The sequence below is a fragment of the Paenibacillus vortex V453 genome, assembly GCF_000193415.1.
Taxonomy (GTDB): Bacteria; Bacillota; Bacilli; order Paenibacillales; family Paenibacillaceae; genus Paenibacillus_AQ; species Paenibacillus_AQ glucanolyticus.
The window spans coordinates 53,962-74,800 of record NZ_ADHJ01000025.1; the positions used below are offsets into that span (position 1 = coordinate 53,962).

Sequence of the window (20,839 nt, forward strand, 5' to 3'; positions counted from 1 at the left end):
CGATCCGTAGTATATTCGATTTCCCGATCATGCGAATCTAACCCTGGTTATAGTCTTGGTTATAGTCGAACCAATGAAAATAACCCGCCGGTTGGCGGGTCTTCTGCTAAATCCTCTAGGCTAGCCTTGAATTTCTTTGCCTCGTTTAATGGCCTCTACTCGGTTCTTCGCCTGCAGCTTGCTGTAAATGCGATTGATGTGCGCTTTCAAGGTCCCCATGCCGAAGCCGAGCGCGGCAACAATCGCCTGATTGTCCATCCCTTCTTCCATGTAACGAAAAACCGCATATTCTCGTGGTGTCAGAAGGTTCTCCAATGTGACTTTGCCTTGTTCCGGCGATTCGGCAGTTCCTCCGAAACCAGAGAGAATCCTTCGCACATACGATAGTGAAGGTGCATTTTTATCTCTAATGCTCCCTCTCTGGCGATGCTGAACATAATCCGTAAGCAGCTCTGCAACCCGACTGCCTTTATCGACGAACACACGGATATAATCATCGGGTTCCGCGAATTTCAATGCTTCTTCCAATTTAAGCAGTGCTTGCTGCGATTTACCCTCAAGTCGCAGCATCATTGCCTGGAGTACTTGTATGTCCAAGGCATCCATCGGGCGATGGCCTTTTACCGCGATGGGCAGCAACCTCTCAGATAAAGCCCAGGCTTCCCTTGCGTTTCCACTCTCCATCAACACGCTAACGAGGAAGATATAGACGAATAACTGATATACGGATACCGGATCATCTGCCGCTAGTCTGTAGCGATTCTTCCATTCATCAGCAGCTGACAGATCCCCTGCATTCAGCCGCATACGTGCCATCTCCAAATCGAGCAGGATAAGAGCAGCCTTGGCCTCGTCCTCGAGCGCTCTCCAATAAGCTTCTTCCAACCATTTTTCAGCCTGGGAGATATCCTGCCTGGATTGGCTGATACGGGAAAGGAACAGACTTGCCGGAACGTATACCTTCTCTGGTTGATAATGCGCCTGGCTTCGGCCTTGCAATCCCAACCTAAAGTAATCCTCCGCCTGCTTCAGTTCATTGCGTTCGTAAAGCAACTCTCCGTAACAGACCACAACCGAATCCTGCAGACCCATCGGCTTCATGAATTCGATCATACTCAAAAAGAAAGTATCGGAGAGGCCTCGAGGCAAATGCTGACCACGTTTACCATTATATGACCTGTAAATGGACGGAGCCAGTGGCATATGAGGGGATGCAAAGATCAGATCCGTTCCCGTAGGACTATATTGAAGAGAAAGTCGGATGTACTCCAGTCCTTTAATCATGTCCATATCATATTGGGTCGCTTTAAAGTTTCTTACATAATACAGATATCCCAAATAACGATGATTCTCTTCCTTAGTCCAGCTTGCCGAGGAAGCATCATAATGCTGCTCAGCCAGCTGCAGATACCGCTCCGCCAGTTCAAGTTCTTGAGCCCACAACAATGAAAAAATATACGAAAAATAAAGGTACGGATGCCGCATAAGCAGCTCCTCGGGGATGGCCGACAACCAGTCCCTCATGGTAGAGAATTCTCTGCGAATCATCAAGCTTCTCATCTGTTCCAATAATCGGATAACGTCTGTATAACACGCTCCGGCTAAATAGTAATCTACCGCTTCTTCGTGCATTTCCTGCGATTCGCACCATGCGGCAGCTGCCCGGAATAGCGCAGCTGTCTTTGCGGGGTCAAGGCGCTGCTGGTGCTTCAGGAGAAACTCGCCGAACAGATGGTGAAGCCGGAACCAATTCTTCTCCTCATCTAGCGGTATGAGGAATAAGTTGAGTTTGGCCAATTCCGCCAGTTTCACTGCACCATCCTCTCCGGCAACAGCTTGACATAATGGCCCATTCATTCGCTGCAAAATGGAGACGTTCAGCAGAAATTGCCGCAGCGGCTCACCCAGCGACTCAAACACTTCCTCCAATAAAAACGACTCGACGCGTTCATGGCTGGATTGTATATGTTTGGAAGAACCGGCCCACTCATCGGCACGCAAAGACAACGAGATCAGCTTAATGCCCGTTACCCAGCCTTCGGTTTGGTATAGTATGCCTTCGATCTGCTCCCTCTGCAGCTCTTTCTTCTCAACGTCTTGGAACAATTTCAGCGTCTCCTGCAAATCGAAGCATAACTGTTGAGTTGTGATTTCATGGATCCAGTTCCGGCTGATCCATCTCGATTTCAGGAATCCATGGATACTTCGGCTTGCAAAGCATAGATGAACGGAGGAAGGTAAGTATTCCAGAAAATAAGAGACGGACTCCAAGATATCCGCATTATGAATGACATGCCAATCATCCAGTATCAGGACAAGTGTCTCATTCAACTCGTTCAATTCATTTAACAAAGCGACGATAAATGGTTCGTATTGACCCGGACTTAGCGCTGCCGATGTGGTATGAAGGGAATCGGTCACCCCCCTCGCCTGCTCGATCGCCTTCGTAACGTAGTTCCAGAAACGGATGAGATCATTATCCTTGCTATCAAGCGATAACCATCCGACTGGTACCTCTAAATGCCTGGTCCAATCACTGAGCAGTGTGGTTTTACCGTAACCGGCCGGAGCCGTCACGAAAGCAGCCTTGTGCTTTAATCCTTCATGCAATTGCGCCAATAGCCGTGGACGCGGGACAGATTGGTAGAGGGATTGGGGTCGATTTAATTTAGATGCCAGCAGAAATGGGATTTCATTGTTCTCGTATACCATATTCCCTCTTTTCAAAAGGCCTCTCTGGGCCATATCTTCGGTTTTGTCCATCAAAATTCTGGAGTTACATTCAGAATATCGTAAATGGAGCCGTTTTGCATCAGAAACTGAATAGATCTGTCTCACTGGGTCTGCAATGCGGGGTGAATCCTTTCCTCATGGCAACATCATCCATGGATGAACCCAAAAACCATTAGCCTTCAAAGACATCCTTTGGTCTGGTTACCCGAAAATGCACCTGAATGTGCAGTTTCTGTGGGTGCCATTTGGAAAAAGGGATGATCGTTCTCCGAGGTATCCAAACTATTTCTTAACTTCGTTCAGAATAGATAGCCAAATCGCCATGAAAAAAAGCCCGCCGCTCTTTGCAAGCGACGGGCTCCCTGCTCTTCTAAGATCTGAGTTTAAGGTTGCAGCTGCCAGAGCGCGGGCACGTTGCTCGGCTCCCAGCCCGGCAAGGAGGTATGGGCCTGGAGGCATTTGTACACCTTGCCGTCATAGGATACGAGTGTATTGGCCGCATAAGCTGTATTTGCTGCCCATGGCGTTGCACTCGGACCGTTAGGCGTTGTAACTGTTACGGCATTGCTGTTGCCAGATTCGTTGTTCGACGGGTCGTAAGCGCGGACCGTGAACGTATATTGCGTGTTCGGCGACAAACCGGTAACGACCTTCTCGGTTGCTGTTCCTGTGACGGTAGCTATTACTGTGCTGCCGTTGTAAATTCGGTAACCAGCAATGCCCGAAGCATCAGTGGATGCATTCCACATCAACGTGACTGACGTTGACGTCGGGGTGCCCATCACATGCAGGCCGGTCGGATTGGTCGGCGGTGTCACGTCAACCGGGAGCTGCGTGGTCGTAAACTGGACCCCATTGCTGGAAGGCGACCGATTGCCGGAAGCATCAAACGCCTTTACAGTGAGGTTATAATTCGTGCCTGCCAATAGGTTGGTAAGATTGGCGGTTGTCTGATTGCCAGGCAGAGTGGCAATGACATTAGCGCCGTTGTACACCTCATAACCCGTGACGCCATTGTTGTCCGTCGAGGCCCCCCAAGTCAGCGTGGCCGTCGTTGTGCCAACGTTGCTGACGGCCAAATTGGTTGGCACCGTTGGTGCAATGCTGTCGCCAGCACCGAATTGGGCATCGATGACGATATACCAGGCATTTTGGGTATCCGCGATATCCCACACGCCGAGGATGACATGGTAACCATCTCTTTGCGGTACGTTGCAGGTATGGGTTAACGTGGCTGGCGGCTGCTGGCCATTCCCGTTAATCGTGCAGAACGGAGTCAGATCAAACTGGGCGCGGGTCAACGGAGCATTGGGATTCCAATCCGGCTTGGTGATGAAATAACGGTAGCTTGTCGTGGCATGGCGAGCGGTAAAAATCCAAGTAAAGTTCTTCGTGCCGCTCGTCATGTTTACCTTGTTCCAGCGCGTAGCTGATTGCTGGTCAAGCGGAGCGAAGCCGGCAAGGCCAGCGCTGGCGATTTTGCCATCAGGCGGTCCGGCAGAAGGAAAACCTTTCGGCCCCTCCAGGCTCTGCGGCTCATAGACGATCGAGCCGCAGTTGGTATTCAATCCATTTTTACACTGAATCGCGCGGCTGGCCGGATCATTAATATATCCGTGGGCTGACACGGTCTTCGAGAACGCGAACATACAAGCGAATACGAGCAGCAATCCGCCGCCAATCAGCATGAATCGCAGGATGAAACGGGAATCCAATCGGGTTTGAAACATCATCACATTACCTCCCATGATTTGGTTTGGTCATGATGTGCCTTTCGTTTTTCGACACTATCTTTGCCGCGAAGCGTGTGAAAGTGCCTCCTCTCTTGAATATAATCCTGCCAAAGCTGTGCACAACCGTTTACGTGTGGGCATCCGCTCCTTTTTAAGCCGATTTATATAAACTCCTTAGAGCTTATATACTCGTAAAAAGTCATGAAAACAATACCTCATCGCAATTGTGTGAAGCGTAATAAGCGGGTTCGCAATCTACGTGAGTAGGAGAAATCAAGCGTGAGCAGCTCTGCTCTGCTATATAGAATCAGCTATGTAAACTGCTGATGAATGCTGACATTCATAGTACGCATTTATGAGAGATCAACACCGAGCAAGCACACCTGTTGGCAAAAGCATGGAGGGGTATGGAGTCATGTCTAAATATGGAGGAATCTATATAGACTGGCATAATAGAAGAGTTTCGTCACAATGGATCGTGTTAGCGGAGTGTCATGAACCAAGTGAAGTTGATGTATCGGTCAGACAAAAAAGAAAGATATATTACCAGTAATTGGATGTGTTAATTATTGAACAATAACCTTTTATTGTCAAGGGAGTAATTTATCCACTCTTTGCTCGCGCCTGGCGTCGCCAGACATTAAACTAGTGGAGCAGCAGCATACAGTTCATCTTTATATGTCATATCCGAACAAGGTCCCCAATATCAGCTATCAAAACAAAGGCTATATCATTATTTTGCTCATTATAAAATCGATTTGTCTTTCATCACCCATGTAAAAAGTATGAGTTCCTGTTTGAACAAAACCCATTTTCTCGTAAAAAGCAATCGCATTTTCATTTTTTTCCCATACGCCTAGCCAAAGTTTCTTTTTATTACTTTCTACTGCAATATCCTTAGCTTGATTCAGCAAATATTTGCCAAGCCCATGTTTTTGAAATTTACTCTTTATATAAATCCTTTCAATTTCAAGTGATTCATCTCCCATTTCTTCGGACTGCTCATCATTGGTGTTGACCTTTAAATATCCTGCAACTTCATTATTAAAATATACAAAAAAGAATTGCGAAAACTTATTGGATAATTCTTTTTCTATTTGTTCTAGGTTAAAAGCTCTTTCCAGATAGGCATTTTATATTTCCTGGTGAGTTCTGATCCTTAAATGTTTCATTAAACGTTTACATAACCAATTTCTTGAAGTTGACGCGAATCCTCAAGCGTGCACTTTTTTATAATTATTGTCATTTGATCATGTAGCTCCTTTTTATGGAATCAATAACTTCGTTCGTTTCCCTTTTTTACAAATTCCCAGTCTCTTTCTACATTTTTTCTTATTCTTTGAAGCAGATTAAAAATGGTTTCTACTTCCTGTGCGGAAAGCCCCTCCAATGCAACACGATTGGAATAATCATTTTCTCTTTTTAAAAAAGGGTAGACTCGTTCCCCTTTGTCTGTTGGATAGAGGTTCTTGATTTTTTTGTTATGGGTATCGTCTTTTTTTTCAACAAATCCTTTAATTTCAAGCTTCTGAATAGCACGGGCAGCCGTTGTTCTATCAACCTTTATCATCTCTGCTAACTTTTCTTGAATGATTCCTGGGTTTTCACATATGCGCACAAGATACAAATACTGCCCTTTGGTAAGATCATACTCTTTAAATTCTATATTACTTATGGAGTCTAATGCCCTGGCTATGATTCCAATCTCACGAAGAATCTCCTTCATAATTAACTCCTTGTTCTATATTTTTGTTGCAAATTCAATAAAAATAGCTAGAATTCATTCTACTTCAATATTGTTGCATTTGCAATAATATTATTTATGATAAACCAGGCTCGTGGCCTATCGCCATAACAAAACCGGCTGTATGGCTACAGCCGGCTCTCTGCTAAATCAGGTGCGGTTATTTATAAGGGTGCTCGATACTATTGTGCTGGTGAGGGTGCTGGTGATGGTAAGGGTATGCTCTGCGCCGTTTCGATCTGCTGTATATCGACGCGGAACTGTTCCTGCACGTTGAAGGGATGATACAATCCCTTGGCAATCGCATAATGGGTGATCTTCTCATGCGTATCGATTGCCTGTTCCAATTGGCGTTCCAGAACACCCTTGATTTCCGGTGTGACGCATTCCGTTACGGCCATCGCCAAATTCCGGACGCCGCTCTTGGCCGTGGCCAAAAAGTCCATGGCGATTACATCATCCGTCATTTTGTTCATGCCCGTCATATACTCCAGTACAGGATTCATTGCAATGTCTCCTTTCCTTTGGTCAGGATCGCAGCGAGCTCGGACAGCTGATCGGATGACATGGCGGCATCCTGCTGAAGAATAAGCTTCAGTTCGGGGTCCGTGACCAGCGCCTGCATCGTCTTGGACTTCGTCATGCAGACCGTCTTGAAGGCAGCAATCTCATGCACCTCCAAGATTTCATGCATTGCATACGTTGGATTCATCTAGAAGTTCACTCCCTCGTTTAATCAGCTCTTTACGGCTTTAAAATAACTTTGATGCAGTTATCCGTCTTCGTATCAAACAATTCGTAGCCGCGCTTGGCCTCGCTAAGCGGAATCACATGCGTAATGATATCGGCCACGTTGACCTTCCCTGTCGTTACCAGTTCATACATGTAAGGCATATAATGAATGACCGGTGCTTGTCCGGAGCGAATGGCTATATTGCGCTGCATGATATCTCCCAGCGGAAATCCGTTGTAACGTCCGCCGTATACGCCGGTAATTTGAATGGTCCCACCCTTGCGAACCGCTTGGGACGCAATAATCAGAGCGCTCATGGTCCCTCCTTGCAGCTTCAGACCACTCGCCAGGTACTCGAGGTCGCTCATCTTTCCGTCCATGCCCACCGCATCGATGACGACGTCCGCTCCGCCCTTGGTGATTTCCTTCAGGTAGCTGCCGACATTTTCATGATGCTCGAAATTAACGGTTTCAACGTTATTGTTCTTTTTGGCATGCTGCAGCCGGTAATCCACATAGTCGACCGCGATAACCCGCTTCGCGCCTTTGAACCAGCAGAACTTTTGAGCAAGCAGTCCGACCGGACCGCAGCCAAGCACGATCACCGTATCGCCCTGTTTCACGCCCGCATTATCAACGCTCCAAAAAGCGGTTGTCATCGCATCGGCGATCAAAGCAAGGCTTTCATCCGGCTGCTCATTGCTTTCCGGAATTTTAAAATGCGTGAAATTGGCAAACGGAACCCGCAAGTATTCGGCCTGCCCGCCAGGAAACCCACCGGTCGTTCCCGAGTAACCGAAATACGCTCCCATATCTCCGTTATCATTGGAATTGTCGCACTGGCTCTCCAGATGATTTTTACAGTAAAAGCATTCGCCACAAGCAATATTGAACGGGATAATAACGCGGTCGCCCTTTTTCAGCTTGGTGACTTCGGGCCCCACTTCTTCTACGATCCCCATCGGCTCATGCCCTATGACGTAATCCTCCTGAAGGTTGGGAATCATGCCGTGAATCAGATGCAAATCGGAGCCGCAAATGGCGGTGCTGGTCAGCTTGACAATCATGTCGTCCGGCTTTTGGATTTTTGGATCGGGAACGTCTTTGACAACGACATTCTTAACTCCTTGGTACGTCACTGCTTTCATCATGCTTGGCTTTCCCCCTTATGCTCATCCGGCGTCCTGTCAAACATCCCTTTGCGCGACGTATCTCCCGGAAACAGGTTCATTCCGGCGATCATGGCCGTATTTTTGGCGGAAAGCTGGTCCAGCTGATATTGTTCGTTCAGTTCATATGGATGAAACCATTTTTTGCGGATCATAAGCTCGGTAATTTCCTGGTGAAGGGCAATGCCCTGTTTTAACTGCTTTTTGAGCAGTTCTCTGGCATCGGACGATACGGTTTCGGTCAGGGCAACGGCGGTGTTTCGTACCCCTTCCTTGGCTCGAAGCAGAAAATCCATGGCGAATGTCATGTCGGCCATTTCAGGCATGTTAAGCGAATTGATCGGATCTAAATAATCGCTGTTCATCAGGTCATCACCTTTAATTTAGAATGGGAGTAGGCTTGCTTTCGGGAACCGGAGCCTGGAATGGCGCTCTTTGATAAATCGCTTTCAGCTCATGGATAGCCACCGTAGATTGTTCAACGTCTTTTTGCATAAGCATCTTTAATTCCTGGTCAAAAACGATTCCCTGCATCAGCTTGGACTTTGCCGCACAGAGCGTCTTGAAATTCAGCACCTCATGGAGATCGAGCGATTCGTGGGGGGCGAGTGAATTATCTTTCACGTTTGACTTGTACCTCCTTTAATTAACATAGATGTAAGGATAGGTTATCCTTTTGTTTGAGGCTTGATTCGGGTAGTTTCCCCATTGCCGTATTCTAAAATATGCCAGTTGAAGGATACACAAAAAAACCAGCAACCTTCAGATCAGAAGATTGCTGGTTTTCTTCCTTATTGTAATCACTTACATCCACATAATCCGGCTGCTCAATCGCATATGCCATAGCATTAGCAATGACCCTCGGCGAAAGAGCTTTTTTACGCTGTTCTTTTAAGAAGCCTATGGGAATCGCTAGCCTTCCAAATCTCCCTCAATCTCCAGATAACGATTCCGAAGCATCTCCAACTCCTCCTCGGAAGCGTTCCAATAATTCCGCTGATGGCTCTCAAGCAAGGTCTCCAGCATGCCGTGATAAGCCCAGCGGTTATTGTCCTTCATTTGCTTGCTGCGATGCTCATCTGCTACATATTCCTGATGGACTGCAGAAAAGATCCAAGAATCCACCTGGTTAGTTGTCGCGGCGAGACCCAGCAGATTCTCCATTCGGTCAGCCACCTTCTGTGCCCCATGATAATCATGCTTCAGCATCCCCTCGATCCACTTGGGATTAAGCATACGCGTCCGAACACCTCGCTGGACTGCATAATGGAGTTCTTCGGTCAGCACATGTTCTCGCGTCGTATCAGAAATGAATATGTCGACCGCCTCCCCTTTGGAGATCTCAACCGATTTGGCCAAACCGCCAAAAAATTCGTAATAATGGTCCAGATCGATAATTTCATGCTCATGGTTGCTCCGGATTTGCGAAACGATATCTACTGCGGCCAGATTGGCCTTGTACAGCTCGTACATTTCCCTGCCTCGGTAATTCGAGCTGTATACATGTTTCAGACTGTGGATAAAGGCTTCTCCCAGATGACTTTCATCTTCCCACTGTTTGGTCTCCACCAGTTTGGCTACAGACGTCCCGTATTCTCCTTCCGCAGGGCCAAAAATGCGCGCGCATGCCAAATCCCAAGCCTCGTCATGCTCGGCTCCGGCCTTGCGCAATTGTTCATACAACTGCTCGGAACGCTGTTTGAATATATTCTGTTCTGCCGGTTCATCCAGCTCCGAAACAGCCTTAAATAGTTGATGGAGTTCCACCAGCAGATCCGGAAACATATCCCGGAAGAATCCACAGATATGCACAACCACATTCAAGCGGGGTCTGGCAAGTTCTTGCGCCGGAATAATTTCAAATTCCCTGTGCATGGAGCGTTCCCGTTCCTTCACTCTGACACCGAGATAAGCCAGAATCTGTCCCAGCGTTTCTCCTTGGGTTCGGGAAGTCTCCAGTCCCCACATTACGAGTGCGGTAGTTTCCGGGTATTTCTGATGTGCATCGTGATACAGCTTCAGCGTATTCTCCGCGATTTGTAAGCCGCTTATCACGGCAGTACGGCTGGGAATAGCTCTGGGATCGAACTGTACCAAATTATTGCCCGAGGGCAGCACCTCCGGATTACGAATACAGTCGCCTGCCAAAGAAACAGGAATATATTTTCCATCCAATGCCTTGAGAAGATGGCTAAGCTCCGCATCGGCTTGGGTTGAACGGTATGCCGTCAATCCATGATTCCACGTTTCCTCCCAGTTGCTCTGCAGTTACCTCCGGCAGATGCGGAGGTTCGGGAATTTCACCGCTGCGGGTATAAAACAGGACAGCGTCCTCTACACACTTGTCCAAATGCTGGAGCCTATCAATGTTCTGGCTCTCCAGCAGGTCGTCATAATCCCAAGACAACGAGGCGGCATACAATCTCTGGAGTGAGGCGTGCGAACCGCGATCATGACAGAGAATCATGTTCATATGCCTGGCAGCCTGTTCATGATCATAGCCTTCCCCCAAAATATGCAAACCGTCAGGGATAAAGGATCTTCCGATGCGGTACAGCTCCTTCTCAATCTCTTCCGGTCCCTCGGCTTCAAGAAACAAGGAGGCTGCTTGCTCCTGCAGCAATTTCCACGCTTCGGCCACGCGTGCCGGATTCAGCTGTTCCTCAGCCCGGTAATGATGCAGCAGTGCTTCAAGCTTCGCATATTCGCCGTATAGTCCACTTGCCGTGAAGGGCGGTGATTGATATCCAATCAGGGTTGCATGCGTTCTTCGCTTGGCAATCATAGCTTCGGATGGATTGCCGACATAGTAGGCATACACATGCGGAAGATCCTGAATCAGGGCATCCGGCAGACAGTCGCCGGACATTCCGCTCTCTTTGCCCTCCAGAAACTCAAGGGTTCCGTGAGTTCCTACATGCAGGATGGCATCGGCCTTGAACTCGTCCCGAATATATTGATAAAAAGCCAAATACTGATGATGCGGAAGCAGGCCTTTATCATGATAGACCGCTTCAGGATTCTCATGAATCCCGCGACTGGGCTGCACTCCGATAAACAGATTGCCGCTCATCAGCCCCGGAATTTGGAATGCGCCGGACTCAGTCGTCATGACATCGCCTGGGGCTTCTCCCCACTGATGAACATAATCCTCTCGTCGTTTGGCAAACACCTCATTGTTCTGAACGTAGTGATCGCTGTCGTACCTAAGTAAAGATGCAGACCCCCGTTCGTCTGTCCATATGCCGGAATTCACAATTCCTTCGTGGATAAATCGCTCTCGCAGCTCCGTTCCGGAATACGTTTCCGTAAGGTAGCCATGTTGTTTCATCGCATTCAAGATTCGGGAGATCGACTCGAAGGTATCCAGGAAGGATGCCTGGAACAGATGCCCCTCTCCTGGAGGATAATTGTACCCAATGATGGCAATCCTCTTCTTGGCCAGCGGCTTGGTTTGAAGTTCCAAATACCGCTGGACCCGGCTCACAAGCCGCTGCGCACGATCTTCGATTAACTGCAGCTCCTTGATGTGAAGCTGCATCTCTTCATCATAGTCCCGAGCGGATAATGCAGCGACCGGGAGCATTTCAATACTGCCATCAAGCTCGGGCAGCATCATTTGTACAAGAAATTCCGAAGGGGACAATCCCTGCCGTGAGTTTTCCCATTCCTCTTTTTCTCTTCTGGTCAGGAAAAACGGATGAAACATCGGCGCCTCCACTTCCCTCAGCAGGGCTAAAATCTCTTCGCTTCTGCCGCCGGTCGGACCGGCTCCTAACCGAAACGGGATAAAATTGACAATCAGGTTTACTTTCCCTCCTCGGGTTCCGCCAAACATCAGGAAATTTCTCAACTTTTTCGAATCCACGTGAACCAAAGAAGTCATGGCGATGGGCAGCACATGGGCGAATTTCCGAATCTCCTGAATGATTTCGCCGATTATGTCCCCCGTATGGAGCGGATAACTGTGTCCCATAAACAAAACGGCTACCGTTGGCAGTTCTTGCTGGATATTGGTCATTGTCTGATAGGTTTCCAGCGATTCATAGGTCTGTTTCTTATACGGGTCATAAATACTCAATGATTCCAGGACGAATGGCGGTTCGACCGACGGCCAGCTGGCTTCTTTTCCATAGTGCGTTACAATATAGCCCAGCATGTGGTGCAGATTGCGATATCCTGCATTCCTCCAATATTCAAGCAGCGTACGATAATGCCGCAAATCGTTGGATATACCCGGTTCCCCCTGGGAAACAGGAGAGCCTCCCTGCACTCGAACACCCGCAGTATCCTCGTATCTCAAAGCACCCAATCGAAACAGATCTTGAATCCCTTCGGCACTTCCGCCCAGTATCACTTGCTCGGCCTCCACCTCAGCACACCATTCATGGATACGGGCAAGTGTCGGAGCCGGTGTCCCATGAGGATCATGTATGATAAACCCTGCCCTTGCCACGCTGACTTCAAGCGATTTCCACGCCTCTTCCGATAGAGTTCCTTCAATATTAAATACGGATAACGATAAACGGCTGCGCAGAGCAGGTCCCAAATTCTTATAGACTTGTGACAGATCTTTCATCGCTGTGTGCGATGTTGTTAAAACAACGATATTCATCGAATCTCCCCCTCTCAACTTATTTACAAACCGGCTGGCTCAGCTCAAAGTAGAGCGAAGGGTACTCAGCAATCTCTGATCATCCGTGTGGTCCAGCATTCTATATTCCGCTCCAAGCGCTTCCGCCAGCTGTTGTGCGCGTCCCAATCTGACATACCCCTGTTCCGTATCAAGTACAAGACTTGGAATTCCTTCAGCACCTATCCGCCTTGCAATTGCCAGACATTCGTTCCAAATATCAGGATTGGCGGATAGTCCAGTGAAACTTTCGTTGGCTCTGCCGTCCGACACCACAATCATCACAGGCCATGTTCCCTTGTTTTTTCGTTTTTCGGAAAGAAGGGTCTCATAGCCTTTGACAAGGCCAGCTGCCAACGGAGTTTTCCCGCCGGTGGGGATTCCCTTTAGTTGTTTCGAGGCGGCATCCACACTGCGTGTAACTGGCAGAATAAGCTCCGCCTGTCCCTTTCTGAAAGCAATCATGCCGATCTGATCTCGCTTCACGTATGCATCCTGCAGAAGAGACAGAATTGCGCCTTTTACAGCTTTCATGCGCTTTCGAGCTGCCATGGAGCCGCTGGCGTCCACCACAAACAGCAGCGTGGCACCTACCCGGCTTTCCTTTTTCTTCTGGCGTAAATCGTCGGGTTCAATGACAAACGCCAATCCCTTTCTTTTGGGCCTGAAGCGCTGAAAAGGGGCTGCCGCTCGAATGGTTGCATCAAAAGCGACATCCGTTTTATGCCTGTTGCTTGGATTCATGAAACCGATCGATCGTCCCTGCTGTTGAAGCGCACGGGTTTGATTGCGCTTGCCGGGCCCTTCGTGATGGAACTCCCGCTGCTTCATGTCCAGATCTAAAGGCTTGATTGAGAACGTTTCGTCCGGCGGCAGCACTTGTTCGTCCCGGCCATCGCTTTGCCCGTCAGCCTTGTCGCTGCCTGTCTTCAGATCCGAATCGAATGATGAGTCCCCGCTCAAATCATGCTGCCGATTTAGTTCATGGTCATCATGCGGCCGTACAGGTGCTTGTGATCTGATGACCTCCTCTTCCTTCGAAGAAACGGAGTGCTCCTCCCCCTCGCGTTCCTCAGAGGTGCTCCGGGAAGTGCCTTGTTTCTCCGCCGCACTTCTCATTCTGTGGGGCAGCGCATATTCCGCGGCTTCCCGAACATCATCGGAAGTCACTTCCTCCCGCCCCTCCCATGCAGCGACTGCCTTCGCGCCTTCGGTCAAACAAAGCTCAGCCCGAGAACTGCTGCTTCCCGATTGGTGTGCGATGGAGGCTGATAGCTGAATCATCTCTTCACTCACCGCCACCCCGGAAAGCGATCTTGCGGCAGCTTCCAATCGAAGGTGTAGCGCATCCTCAGCAGACAAATAACGGTCCCTAAACGCTGGCCGATCTCCTTCAAACTGAAGCGCTCTTCGAATAATCTCACCTCTGGTTTCGAGTTCGCCGATATGATCCATCGCCACATAAAATCCAAAGTGGTCCAGCAGTGGAGGCGAAGGAATCCCTTCTTCCGGGTCCATAGCGGCAAGCAGCATAAACCTGCTGTTTCGTTCGGCGGATACCCCCTCCCTCTGTACGTGAAATCTGCCCGTAGACAGGACATTGACGATCTCCTTCATTATGGTCTGCGGCATAAGGTTCATATGGTCCACAAGCAGCAATTGTCCGTCAGCTTCTTCAAGCAACCCTGGCGCATGGGCTATTTTCCCGGTTTCCAGGGTCGATTGGATGTCCAATGAACCTAACAGCCGATCCGTAGTAAGATTGGCCGGTACGGATAACTTCCGGCGTCCCCGAGCCAGAGACGAAGCCGCATGCAATAATAGACTCTTGCCTGATCCGGAAGGACCGCTGACAAGGACTCCGCCGATGGCGGGATTAACAAGATACATCAGAAGCGCTCGCTTGGCCCTCTCCTGTCCCCATATTGCACTAAAGGGATACGATATGTTCAAAAGCTCATGCTGGTGTATGTTCATCACGTCATACCGTCAGCGCAGGTTCCAGCACGGCCTGCAAGCGCTCCTCCATGCCGCCCGTTTCTTCAAACGGTTGGCGCCTCATGCGATGAGGCAATACAAAGCGAGCCGCATGTTTTATATGTTCCAGGCAAACGGCCTCATGCTCATGCCATGCCGCCAAAGTTACTGCTGTTTTGATCAGAGTTATGTCAGAGCGGTGTCCGTCGACCTCAAGGCCTATGCCGATTCTTGCCGCCAGTTCCAGCATGTCATCCGTGATTCGTATATCGTCAAGCCGTTTGCGAGCTTGCAGAATTTGCCCCAGCATGTTCTCCTGTTCCGACTGATATTGCTTAACAAAGGTCGCTGGGTCCTGTTCGTATTCCAGCCGTCTGCGAATGACAGCCGCACGCTCCCGCACATCCCGCTCTCCGCCTACCTCCACCGATAATGCAAAACGGTCTAAAAGCTGAGGGCGCAGGTCGCCCTCTTCGGGATTCATCGTCCCCACCAGAAGGAACCGGGCAGGATGGGAATGAGATATGCCTTCCCTCTCCACCGTGTTAACCCCCATGGCTGCTGCATCCAGCAGCACATCCACAATGTGGTCATCCAGCAAATTGATTTCATCAACATATAGAATGTGACCGTGTGCCGCCGCTAGCAATCCCGGCTCAAATTTCTTCTCGCCTGTTTTGATTGCATGTTCGATGTCCAGTGCGCCAACTACCCGATCTTCAGTTGCACTTACCGGAAGATTGACTACGTTCAGTTCGGGAACAAGTCCGGACAATGAACGAACGGCTGTTGATTTGGCTGTCCCCTTCTCTCCGCGGATCAATACACCGCCAAGCTTTGGATTTATGACGTTCAGGATTAGCGCAAGCTTTAACTGGGATTGACCAACGATAGCAGTAAAGGGATACAGCGTATTTAATGCATCCAAGACCTTCAGCTCCTTTATTTCTCTATTAATCCGGTAATCCGGCAAAATGGCTTGTTATATACCGTGTCGGATTCCACGGAAGCCACCACACCGAATACTCGGCTAAGCAGTTCCGGTGTCAATACCTCCGTGGGGGAACCGAATCCTTCGATCGTCCCGGACTTCATGGCCAGAATAAAGTCGGAATACGACGCAGCGTGGTTGATGTCATGCATGACCATAATGATGGTCATTTTTAATGTTTGATTAAGATCTCTAATCATCTCCAATATTTCCAACTGATGGGCGATATCCAAATAGGTTGTCGGCTCATCCAGCAGCAGCACCCCGGGCTGTTGGGCCAGTGCCATGGCTATCCAGGCTCTCTGTCGTTCACCGCCTGATAGCGTATGGAGCATCCGATCCTGATATGAAGCGAGTCCCGCGGCGTTGATAGCCCACTCCGTAATTTCACGGTCTCTCTCGCTGGTATGATGCCAATAAGGCTGATGAGGCGTCCTGCCATACCCGACCAATTCTTTTACCGTTACCTCCACCGGATCCTGGGATTGTGCCATGTAGGATAATTTCCTTGCCACATCCCGACTGTTCAAGTTGGATAGCGCTTTGCTGTCCAGCAGAACTTGACCTGCAGCCGGTTTCAGTTGTCGGGCCAGCGATTTCAAGAGCGTGCTTTTTCCGCAGCCATTCGGGCCTATAATGCTGTGAACGGCTCCTGCAACAAAGGAAATATTCAGCTGCTCAATAATGAACTTGTCATGATACCTGAGTGAAAGCTGTTCCGTCTCGATACTGTTCAAACTTGTTTCCTCCTTAGGAGATACAGAAAAAAGGGAGCGCCTAATACACCCATTATGATTCCTACCGGAAGCTCAATCGGTGAGAACATGATTCTGGCGAGCGTATCGCAAATCGTCAGCACGGCTGCTCCCAACAGGGCAGATGCCGGTATCAGAATTCGATAATCTCCCCCGATAAGCAATCTGGCGATATGGGGAATAATAAGACCCACAAACCCCAGTAATCCTGCAATACTTACGGCACTTGCCGCCAGCAGCGTAGCCGTAGCCGTTATCAGGAGCCGAGAAAGCTCCACTCGAGTACCCAAATTTCGTGCGTTGGAATCTCCCAGCATCATAATGTTCATCTGCTTGGAACCGGCAACTGCGAGAAGAAGACCGATGATCGAATAAGGCAGTATCGTTGACAGGTCAGGCCAACTCTTGGCAGCCAGCCCGCCAACCATGAAGATTAAAGCGCCGTGCACTCGGTCACTGTAAAAGGTCAGCATCGCGGATATACCTGATCCCAAAAAATGCCGAAACTGCGACTCCAGCAAGAACAATCCTCAGCGGACTAACCCCGTCTTTCCAGGACAACAGGTAGATGATGAAGGCAGCCAGGGTTGCTCCGATAAAAGCGGCAGGTGTCAGGAAATGATCATATTGTGGAACAACGACCAGCAGGAAAATGCCAAATAAACCGGCTCCACTGGAAACCCCTATAAGATGTGGGTCTGCGAGCGGATTCCGCATGACCCCCTGCAGCAGCGCGCCGGAAACTGCAAGATTGGCGCCTACCAGCATGGCAACAAGCGTTCTCGGGAGCCGAATGTTCCAGATAATGTCCCGGTTCATGCCTGGAAGATCATGATGCAGAACAACGTCTACGATATCTCGCAGAGAGATCATCACCGCTCCTGTGGCAATGCTAAACAGACACGCTGCGATCGCAGCTGTCAGAAAGATCAATATGATCCACACAGGGCGGGTTGTTTTATTGAACATCACCGAAGATCTCCGGATAAATTAGCTTCGCTAAATACACTAATGCTTCATCATAATGCAGTCCGGGATTCGTAAGAAACAGATTTGACGGCACTACAATCACCTTTTGATTCTTGACAGCCCCCAGAGAAGACCATGCCGGATTGCTTTCCAATTCCTCTTGAATCTTCTTGTCTCCAACCGCCTTTTGCCCGTGGATAATCATAAAAACATAGTCCGGGTTTTGCTTCACAAGTGTCTCCATGCTGTATGGCGAGGTCGTCGGACTGTTAGGTGAGGCTTCCAGCTCCCCGGCTGCATTGGTAAGCCCCAGCATTTTAGCGATCTCAAGCCCCGATGTGCCATCCTTCTGAATCGAAATCCCGCCAGGAGTTACATTCAGGTTGATAAAAGTAGGCGATTCACCGGGCAGCTTAGCCAAAATGTCATTCACGCGGTCATCCAATGCCTGCAGCTTCGCCGGCAGTTGCTCTTCCGTGCCAGCAATCCTAGACATCCACTCGGCTTTGGATTTCATGTCCTCGTAATCGGATAGGCTCATCAAGGCTACAGGAATTTCGCTGCTTTCAAGAGACTGGACAAGTTCCTTGTGGAAACGAGGCTGTCCAATCACCAAATCGGGGCTTAAAGCGACAACCTGCTCCAGGTTAATCTGGCTGACCGTACCAACGGATGATACGCTCTCCGCCTCTTCAGGGATGGAAACTCCCGAGGCTTCCATTCGCCCTGCCGCCTTCCCCCCCACGGCATAGAGAAGATCGAGGAATTCAGGCGATAACACCACTACACGCTTAGGTTGTTCCTTAAGAGTTATGGTTCGTCCCGTTGAATCCTGAAATGTTATGTAATCCTCTTCAATGGGTGTAAGGTTTGAATCCGATTGTCCCGTTTGAGATGTTTCACTGCTTGGAGGAGCGGCTTCTGTGCTTGTAGATTCATGCCCCCCACAAGCTGACAATATGAATGCACATAGGATGATAGCTGAGCTTAATGCCACAAACCGAGGGAATCTCTTGCGTTGCTTGAATGTTAAATACATGGATGTACTCTCCTTTTTATCATGTTATCCGTTGCCGGATCATGGTTATGATTCATCTCTCTTTATCAAAAAACGACTAACCTTCAGGACATGCAGATTAGTATGCATTCGCTTATTCACGCGCTACAATGCTGGCAGTGGATCTGTTAACAAAGACCAATCGCTTTCCATCTCTGCGTCTGTTAGCAGCGCCTGATCCAATGACCGAGTGATGGCTTCCTTGTCAGAGTTGACCCCGATAAACACCAGTTTGTTCACGCGATCTCCCCAGATGTCATCCCAGTCCGGAGTTTTCACGAATTCGCTGCCAAAATACGCAAATCTCTCTTCTTCCGACAACGCGGCAACCCATAGGCCTGCCGGTGACAATTGGCGTGATACCCCCGCCTGACTGAAGGTCATTGCCATATGGTTTCGCGTGGCTAACCATAAAATCCCCTTGGAGCGAACCACTTCCTTGGGCCATTTTCCCATCCACTGCAGCAGACGTTCCGGATGAAACGGTACCTTCCGTGAATACACAAAGGATGAGATTCCATATTCCTCGGTTTCAGGCGTATGGTGTTCGTTCTGGAGCTCTTGAATCCATCCGGCGGATTGGCTTGCTGCTTCAAAATCAAATAAACGGGTGTTCAAAATTTCCTTGGGATCGATTCTGCCATGCGTGGTGCGAATCATCTTCGCTCGCGGCTGCAATCCTTTAAGAACAGCTTCCAAGTTAGCCAGCTCTTCCTCACTGACCATATCGCACTTGTTGATGATCAACACGTCGCAGAACTCCACCTGGTCAGTCAACAGATGAACGACACCTCTTGTATCACCTTCTCCCGCTTCCTGATTGCGATCCTGCAATGTATCCTTTGTGTTGTAATCCTGCCAGAAATGATACGCATCCACTACGGTAACCATGCAATCCAGACGAGTCAGTTTCGACAGATCGATTTGCTGTTCTTCATCAACGTACGTAAACGTTTGAGCAACCGGTACAGGCTCCCCGATCCCGGTGGATTCAATAAGTATGTAATCGAATCTGCCCTCTCTGGCCAATCTCTCAACTTCCAACAGCAGATCATCACGGAGTGTGCAGCATATACAGCCATTGGACATCTCAACCAACTTTTCTTCCGTCCTGCTTAGTCCACCGCCTTCCCTGATCAGACCGGCGTCAATGTTAACCTCGCTCAAGTCATTCACGATAACGGCCACCCTGAGTCCGTCTCGATTGTTCAGCACATGATTCAAAACCGTCGTTTTTCCTGCCCCCAGATATCCACTCAGTACCGTTACCGGTATTTTCTTATCTTCGAATATCAGATGACTCATTCTCCACAACTCCTTTATGCTTTAGGTTGTCAATCTTTGATCAAGCAGACCATAGAGCGAAACCGCTTCTTTTTTGATTAAGGCTGCTCTAAGCCTTCTTCCGATGAAGCTCGGCAATCCATGCAGTAGCCAAACACATCGATTTTGTAATTCAATGATTGGAAACGCTGCGGCTCGGGCAGCAGCATTTGCTCAGGATCAAAACTCATGGGAATCGTTTGCTTGCAATCCATACAAATGAAATGAAGCTGAGGCTGCACATGATCAATCAAGCGATAACGAAGTTCATTGTCCAGCGCAAACGTTTCGATGATGCGCAGGTTTTTATACAGCTCAAGATTTCGATACACCGTGCCGTAACTCAAACCTTGAAAGGTCTGCTCCATCGCTTGATATAACTCCATCGCAGAGAATGGGCGGTTCAGGCTTACCACCAGATCCAGCATAAATCTCCGCTGCGTGGTTATCCGAACTCTCTGATCGACCAGATAATCGATCAATTTATCAAGCTGTCTGCTATCCTCCACACTAAACACCTGCCCTGCTGGAAACATGAAGTCGTTCAATAACAGCCGATGATCGGTAAACTTTCAAACCTATATTTCTTATTCGTAATCATTACGATTAATATTACTTCCGGTTTTATCACTTGTCAACAATCGTATCTTCACCTGCTCTGCTAGGCGGTAATCTCGCACATGATAAGAAATGACCCCTTAATCTATAAGGAGTCATTTCTCTTCTGTCCATAGCGGTTCACAGGGAACGATTACCAGCTGGACTTCGTTATGCCCGGAATTTGCCCCTTATGGGCCAACTCCCGAAACACGATCCGCGATACACCAAATTTACTGATATAACCTCTTGGTCTGCCGCTAATCGCACAGCGATTATGGAGTCGAGTCGCGGAAGAGTCCCGGGGCAGTTTTTGGAGGGCATCATAGTCGCCCTTTTCTTTTAATTCCTTGCGTTTCTGCGCATATTTAGCTACCGTCTGTTGTCTTTTCATTTCTTTCACTACTTTTGATTTTTTTGCCATT

General features: G+C 48.8%; 20 protein-coding genes and 1 pseudogene. All 21 read right to left on the bottom strand.

What is annotated here, in order from left to right; all coding sequences use genetic code 11:
- Positions 1 to 120 precede the first annotated feature (120 nt).
- The 21 genes and pseudogenes from PVOR_RS15190 to rpsN all read right to left on the bottom strand — a co-directional run bounded on the left by PVOR_RS15190 (position 121) and on the right by rpsN (position 20,838).
- Positions 121 to 2,763, bottom strand: coding sequence for a LuxR C-terminal-related transcriptional regulator (locus PVOR_RS15190; RefSeq protein ID WP_234972943.1), 2,643 nt, complete (start codon positions 2,761 to 2,763; stop codon positions 121 to 123).
- A gap of 353 nt (positions 2,764 to 3,116) precedes the next feature.
- Complete coding sequence (locus PVOR_RS15195) at positions 3,117 to 4,463, bottom strand: lytic polysaccharide monooxygenase (protein ID WP_006210199.1); 1,347 nt, start codon at positions 4,461 to 4,463, stop codon at positions 3,117 to 3,119.
- Between the two features lie 728 nt (positions 4,464 to 5,191).
- Positions 5,192 to 5,712 (bottom strand): annotated as a pseudogene (locus tag PVOR_RS15200) (GNAT family N-acetyltransferase).
- Positions 5,713 to 5,739: 27 nt separating this feature from the next.
- Complete coding sequence (locus tag PVOR_RS15205) at positions 5,740 to 6,192, bottom strand: MarR family winged helix-turn-helix transcriptional regulator (protein ID WP_006210201.1); 453 nt, start codon at positions 6,190 to 6,192, stop codon at positions 5,740 to 5,742.
- Positions 6,193 to 6,392: 200 nt separating this feature from the next.
- On the bottom strand, positions 6,393 to 6,716 hold the full coding sequence (locus tag PVOR_RS15210; RefSeq protein ID WP_006210203.1) for a spore coat protein: 324 nt from the start codon (positions 6,714 to 6,716) through the stop codon (positions 6,393 to 6,395).
- Positions 6,713 to 6,922 carry a hypothetical protein gene (locus PVOR_RS15215; RefSeq protein ID WP_006210204.1) on the bottom strand — a complete coding sequence of 70 codons (210 nt, stop codon included), beginning with the start codon at positions 6,920 to 6,922 and terminating at the stop codon, positions 6,713 to 6,715. The genes PVOR_RS15210 and PVOR_RS15215 overlap by 4 nt, the downstream gene beginning before the upstream one ends.
- 32 nt (positions 6,923 to 6,954) lie before the next feature.
- Positions 6,955 to 8,091, bottom strand: a complete 1,137-nt coding sequence (locus PVOR_RS15220; protein ID WP_040680683.1) for a zinc-dependent alcohol dehydrogenase — start codon at positions 8,089 to 8,091, stop codon at positions 6,955 to 6,957.
- A complete protein-coding gene (locus PVOR_RS15225; protein WP_006210206.1) occupies positions 8,091 to 8,477 on the bottom strand; it encodes a spore coat protein in 387 nt (128 codons plus the stop codon). Before PVOR_RS15225 ends, PVOR_RS15220 begins: the two co-directional genes overlap by 1 nt.
- A 13-nt stretch (positions 8,478 to 8,490) precedes the next feature.
- A complete protein-coding gene (locus tag PVOR_RS15230) occupies positions 8,491 to 8,736 on the bottom strand; it encodes a hypothetical protein (protein ID WP_006210207.1) in 246 nt (81 codons plus the stop codon).
- A 94-nt stretch (positions 8,737 to 8,830) separates the two neighbouring features.
- Positions 8,831 to 8,956 carry a hypothetical protein gene (locus PVOR_RS32545; protein WP_006210208.1) on the bottom strand — a complete coding sequence of 42 codons (126 nt, stop codon included), beginning with the start codon at positions 8,954 to 8,956 and terminating at the stop codon, positions 8,831 to 8,833.
- A gap of 68 nt (positions 8,957 to 9,024) precedes the next feature.
- The gene (locus tag PVOR_RS32550) at positions 9,025 to 10,344 is read right to left on the bottom strand and encodes a cobaltochelatase subunit CobN (RefSeq protein WP_052649282.1); all 1,320 of its coding nucleotides are present in this window, start codon (positions 10,342 to 10,344) and stop codon (positions 9,025 to 9,027) included.
- Positions 10,304 to 12,727 carry a cobaltochelatase subunit CobN gene (locus tag PVOR_RS32555; protein WP_052649283.1) on the bottom strand — a complete coding sequence of 808 codons (2,424 nt, stop codon included), beginning with the start codon at positions 12,725 to 12,727 and terminating at the stop codon, positions 10,304 to 10,306. The genes PVOR_RS32550 and PVOR_RS32555 overlap by 41 nt, the downstream gene beginning before the upstream one ends.
- A 39-nt stretch (positions 12,728 to 12,766) precedes the next feature.
- Complete coding sequence (locus PVOR_RS15240) at positions 12,767 to 14,722, bottom strand: VWA domain-containing protein (RefSeq protein ID WP_052649284.1); 1,956 nt, start codon at positions 14,720 to 14,722, stop codon at positions 12,767 to 12,769.
- 4 nt (positions 14,723 to 14,726) lie between these two features.
- Positions 14,727 to 15,650 carry an ATP-binding protein gene (locus tag PVOR_RS15245; protein ID WP_006210210.1) on the bottom strand — a complete coding sequence of 308 codons (924 nt, stop codon included), beginning with the start codon at positions 15,648 to 15,650 and terminating at the stop codon, positions 14,727 to 14,729.
- A gap of 14 nt (positions 15,651 to 15,664) precedes the next feature.
- Entirely contained in the window at positions 15,665 to 16,450 is a 786-nt protein-coding gene (locus PVOR_RS15250; RefSeq protein ID WP_006210211.1) for an ABC transporter ATP-binding protein, read from the bottom strand.
- Entirely contained in the window at positions 16,447 to 16,917 is a 471-nt protein-coding gene (locus PVOR_RS31800) for a FecCD family ABC transporter permease (RefSeq protein ID WP_234972945.1), read from the bottom strand. Before PVOR_RS31800 ends, PVOR_RS15250 begins: the two co-directional genes overlap by 4 nt.
- A 4-nt stretch (positions 16,918 to 16,921) precedes the next feature.
- Positions 16,922 to 17,437, bottom strand: coding sequence for a FecCD family ABC transporter permease (locus PVOR_RS31805; protein ID WP_234972946.1), 516 nt, complete (start codon positions 17,435 to 17,437; stop codon positions 16,922 to 16,924).
- Positions 17,427 to 18,476, bottom strand: a complete 1,050-nt coding sequence (locus PVOR_RS15260; protein WP_006210212.1) for an ABC transporter substrate-binding protein — start codon at positions 18,474 to 18,476, stop codon at positions 17,427 to 17,429. The genes PVOR_RS31805 and PVOR_RS15260 overlap by 11 nt, the downstream gene beginning before the upstream one ends.
- 123 nt (positions 18,477 to 18,599) lie before the next feature.
- Positions 18,600 to 19,799, bottom strand: a complete 1,200-nt coding sequence (locus PVOR_RS15265; RefSeq protein ID WP_006210213.1) for a GTP-binding protein — start codon at positions 19,797 to 19,799, stop codon at positions 18,600 to 18,602.
- A gap of 77 nt (positions 19,800 to 19,876) precedes the next feature.
- Entirely contained in the window at positions 19,877 to 20,365 is a 489-nt protein-coding gene (locus tag PVOR_RS15270) for a Fur family transcriptional regulator (RefSeq protein WP_234972948.1), read from the bottom strand.
- Between the two features lie 203 nt (positions 20,366 to 20,568).
- Positions 20,569 to 20,838: a 30S ribosomal protein S14 gene (gene rpsN / locus PVOR_RS15275; RefSeq protein ID WP_006210215.1), complete on the bottom strand. Its 270-nt coding sequence runs from the start codon at positions 20,836 to 20,838 to the stop codon at positions 20,569 to 20,571.
- Position 20,839: the final 1 nt, after the last annotated feature.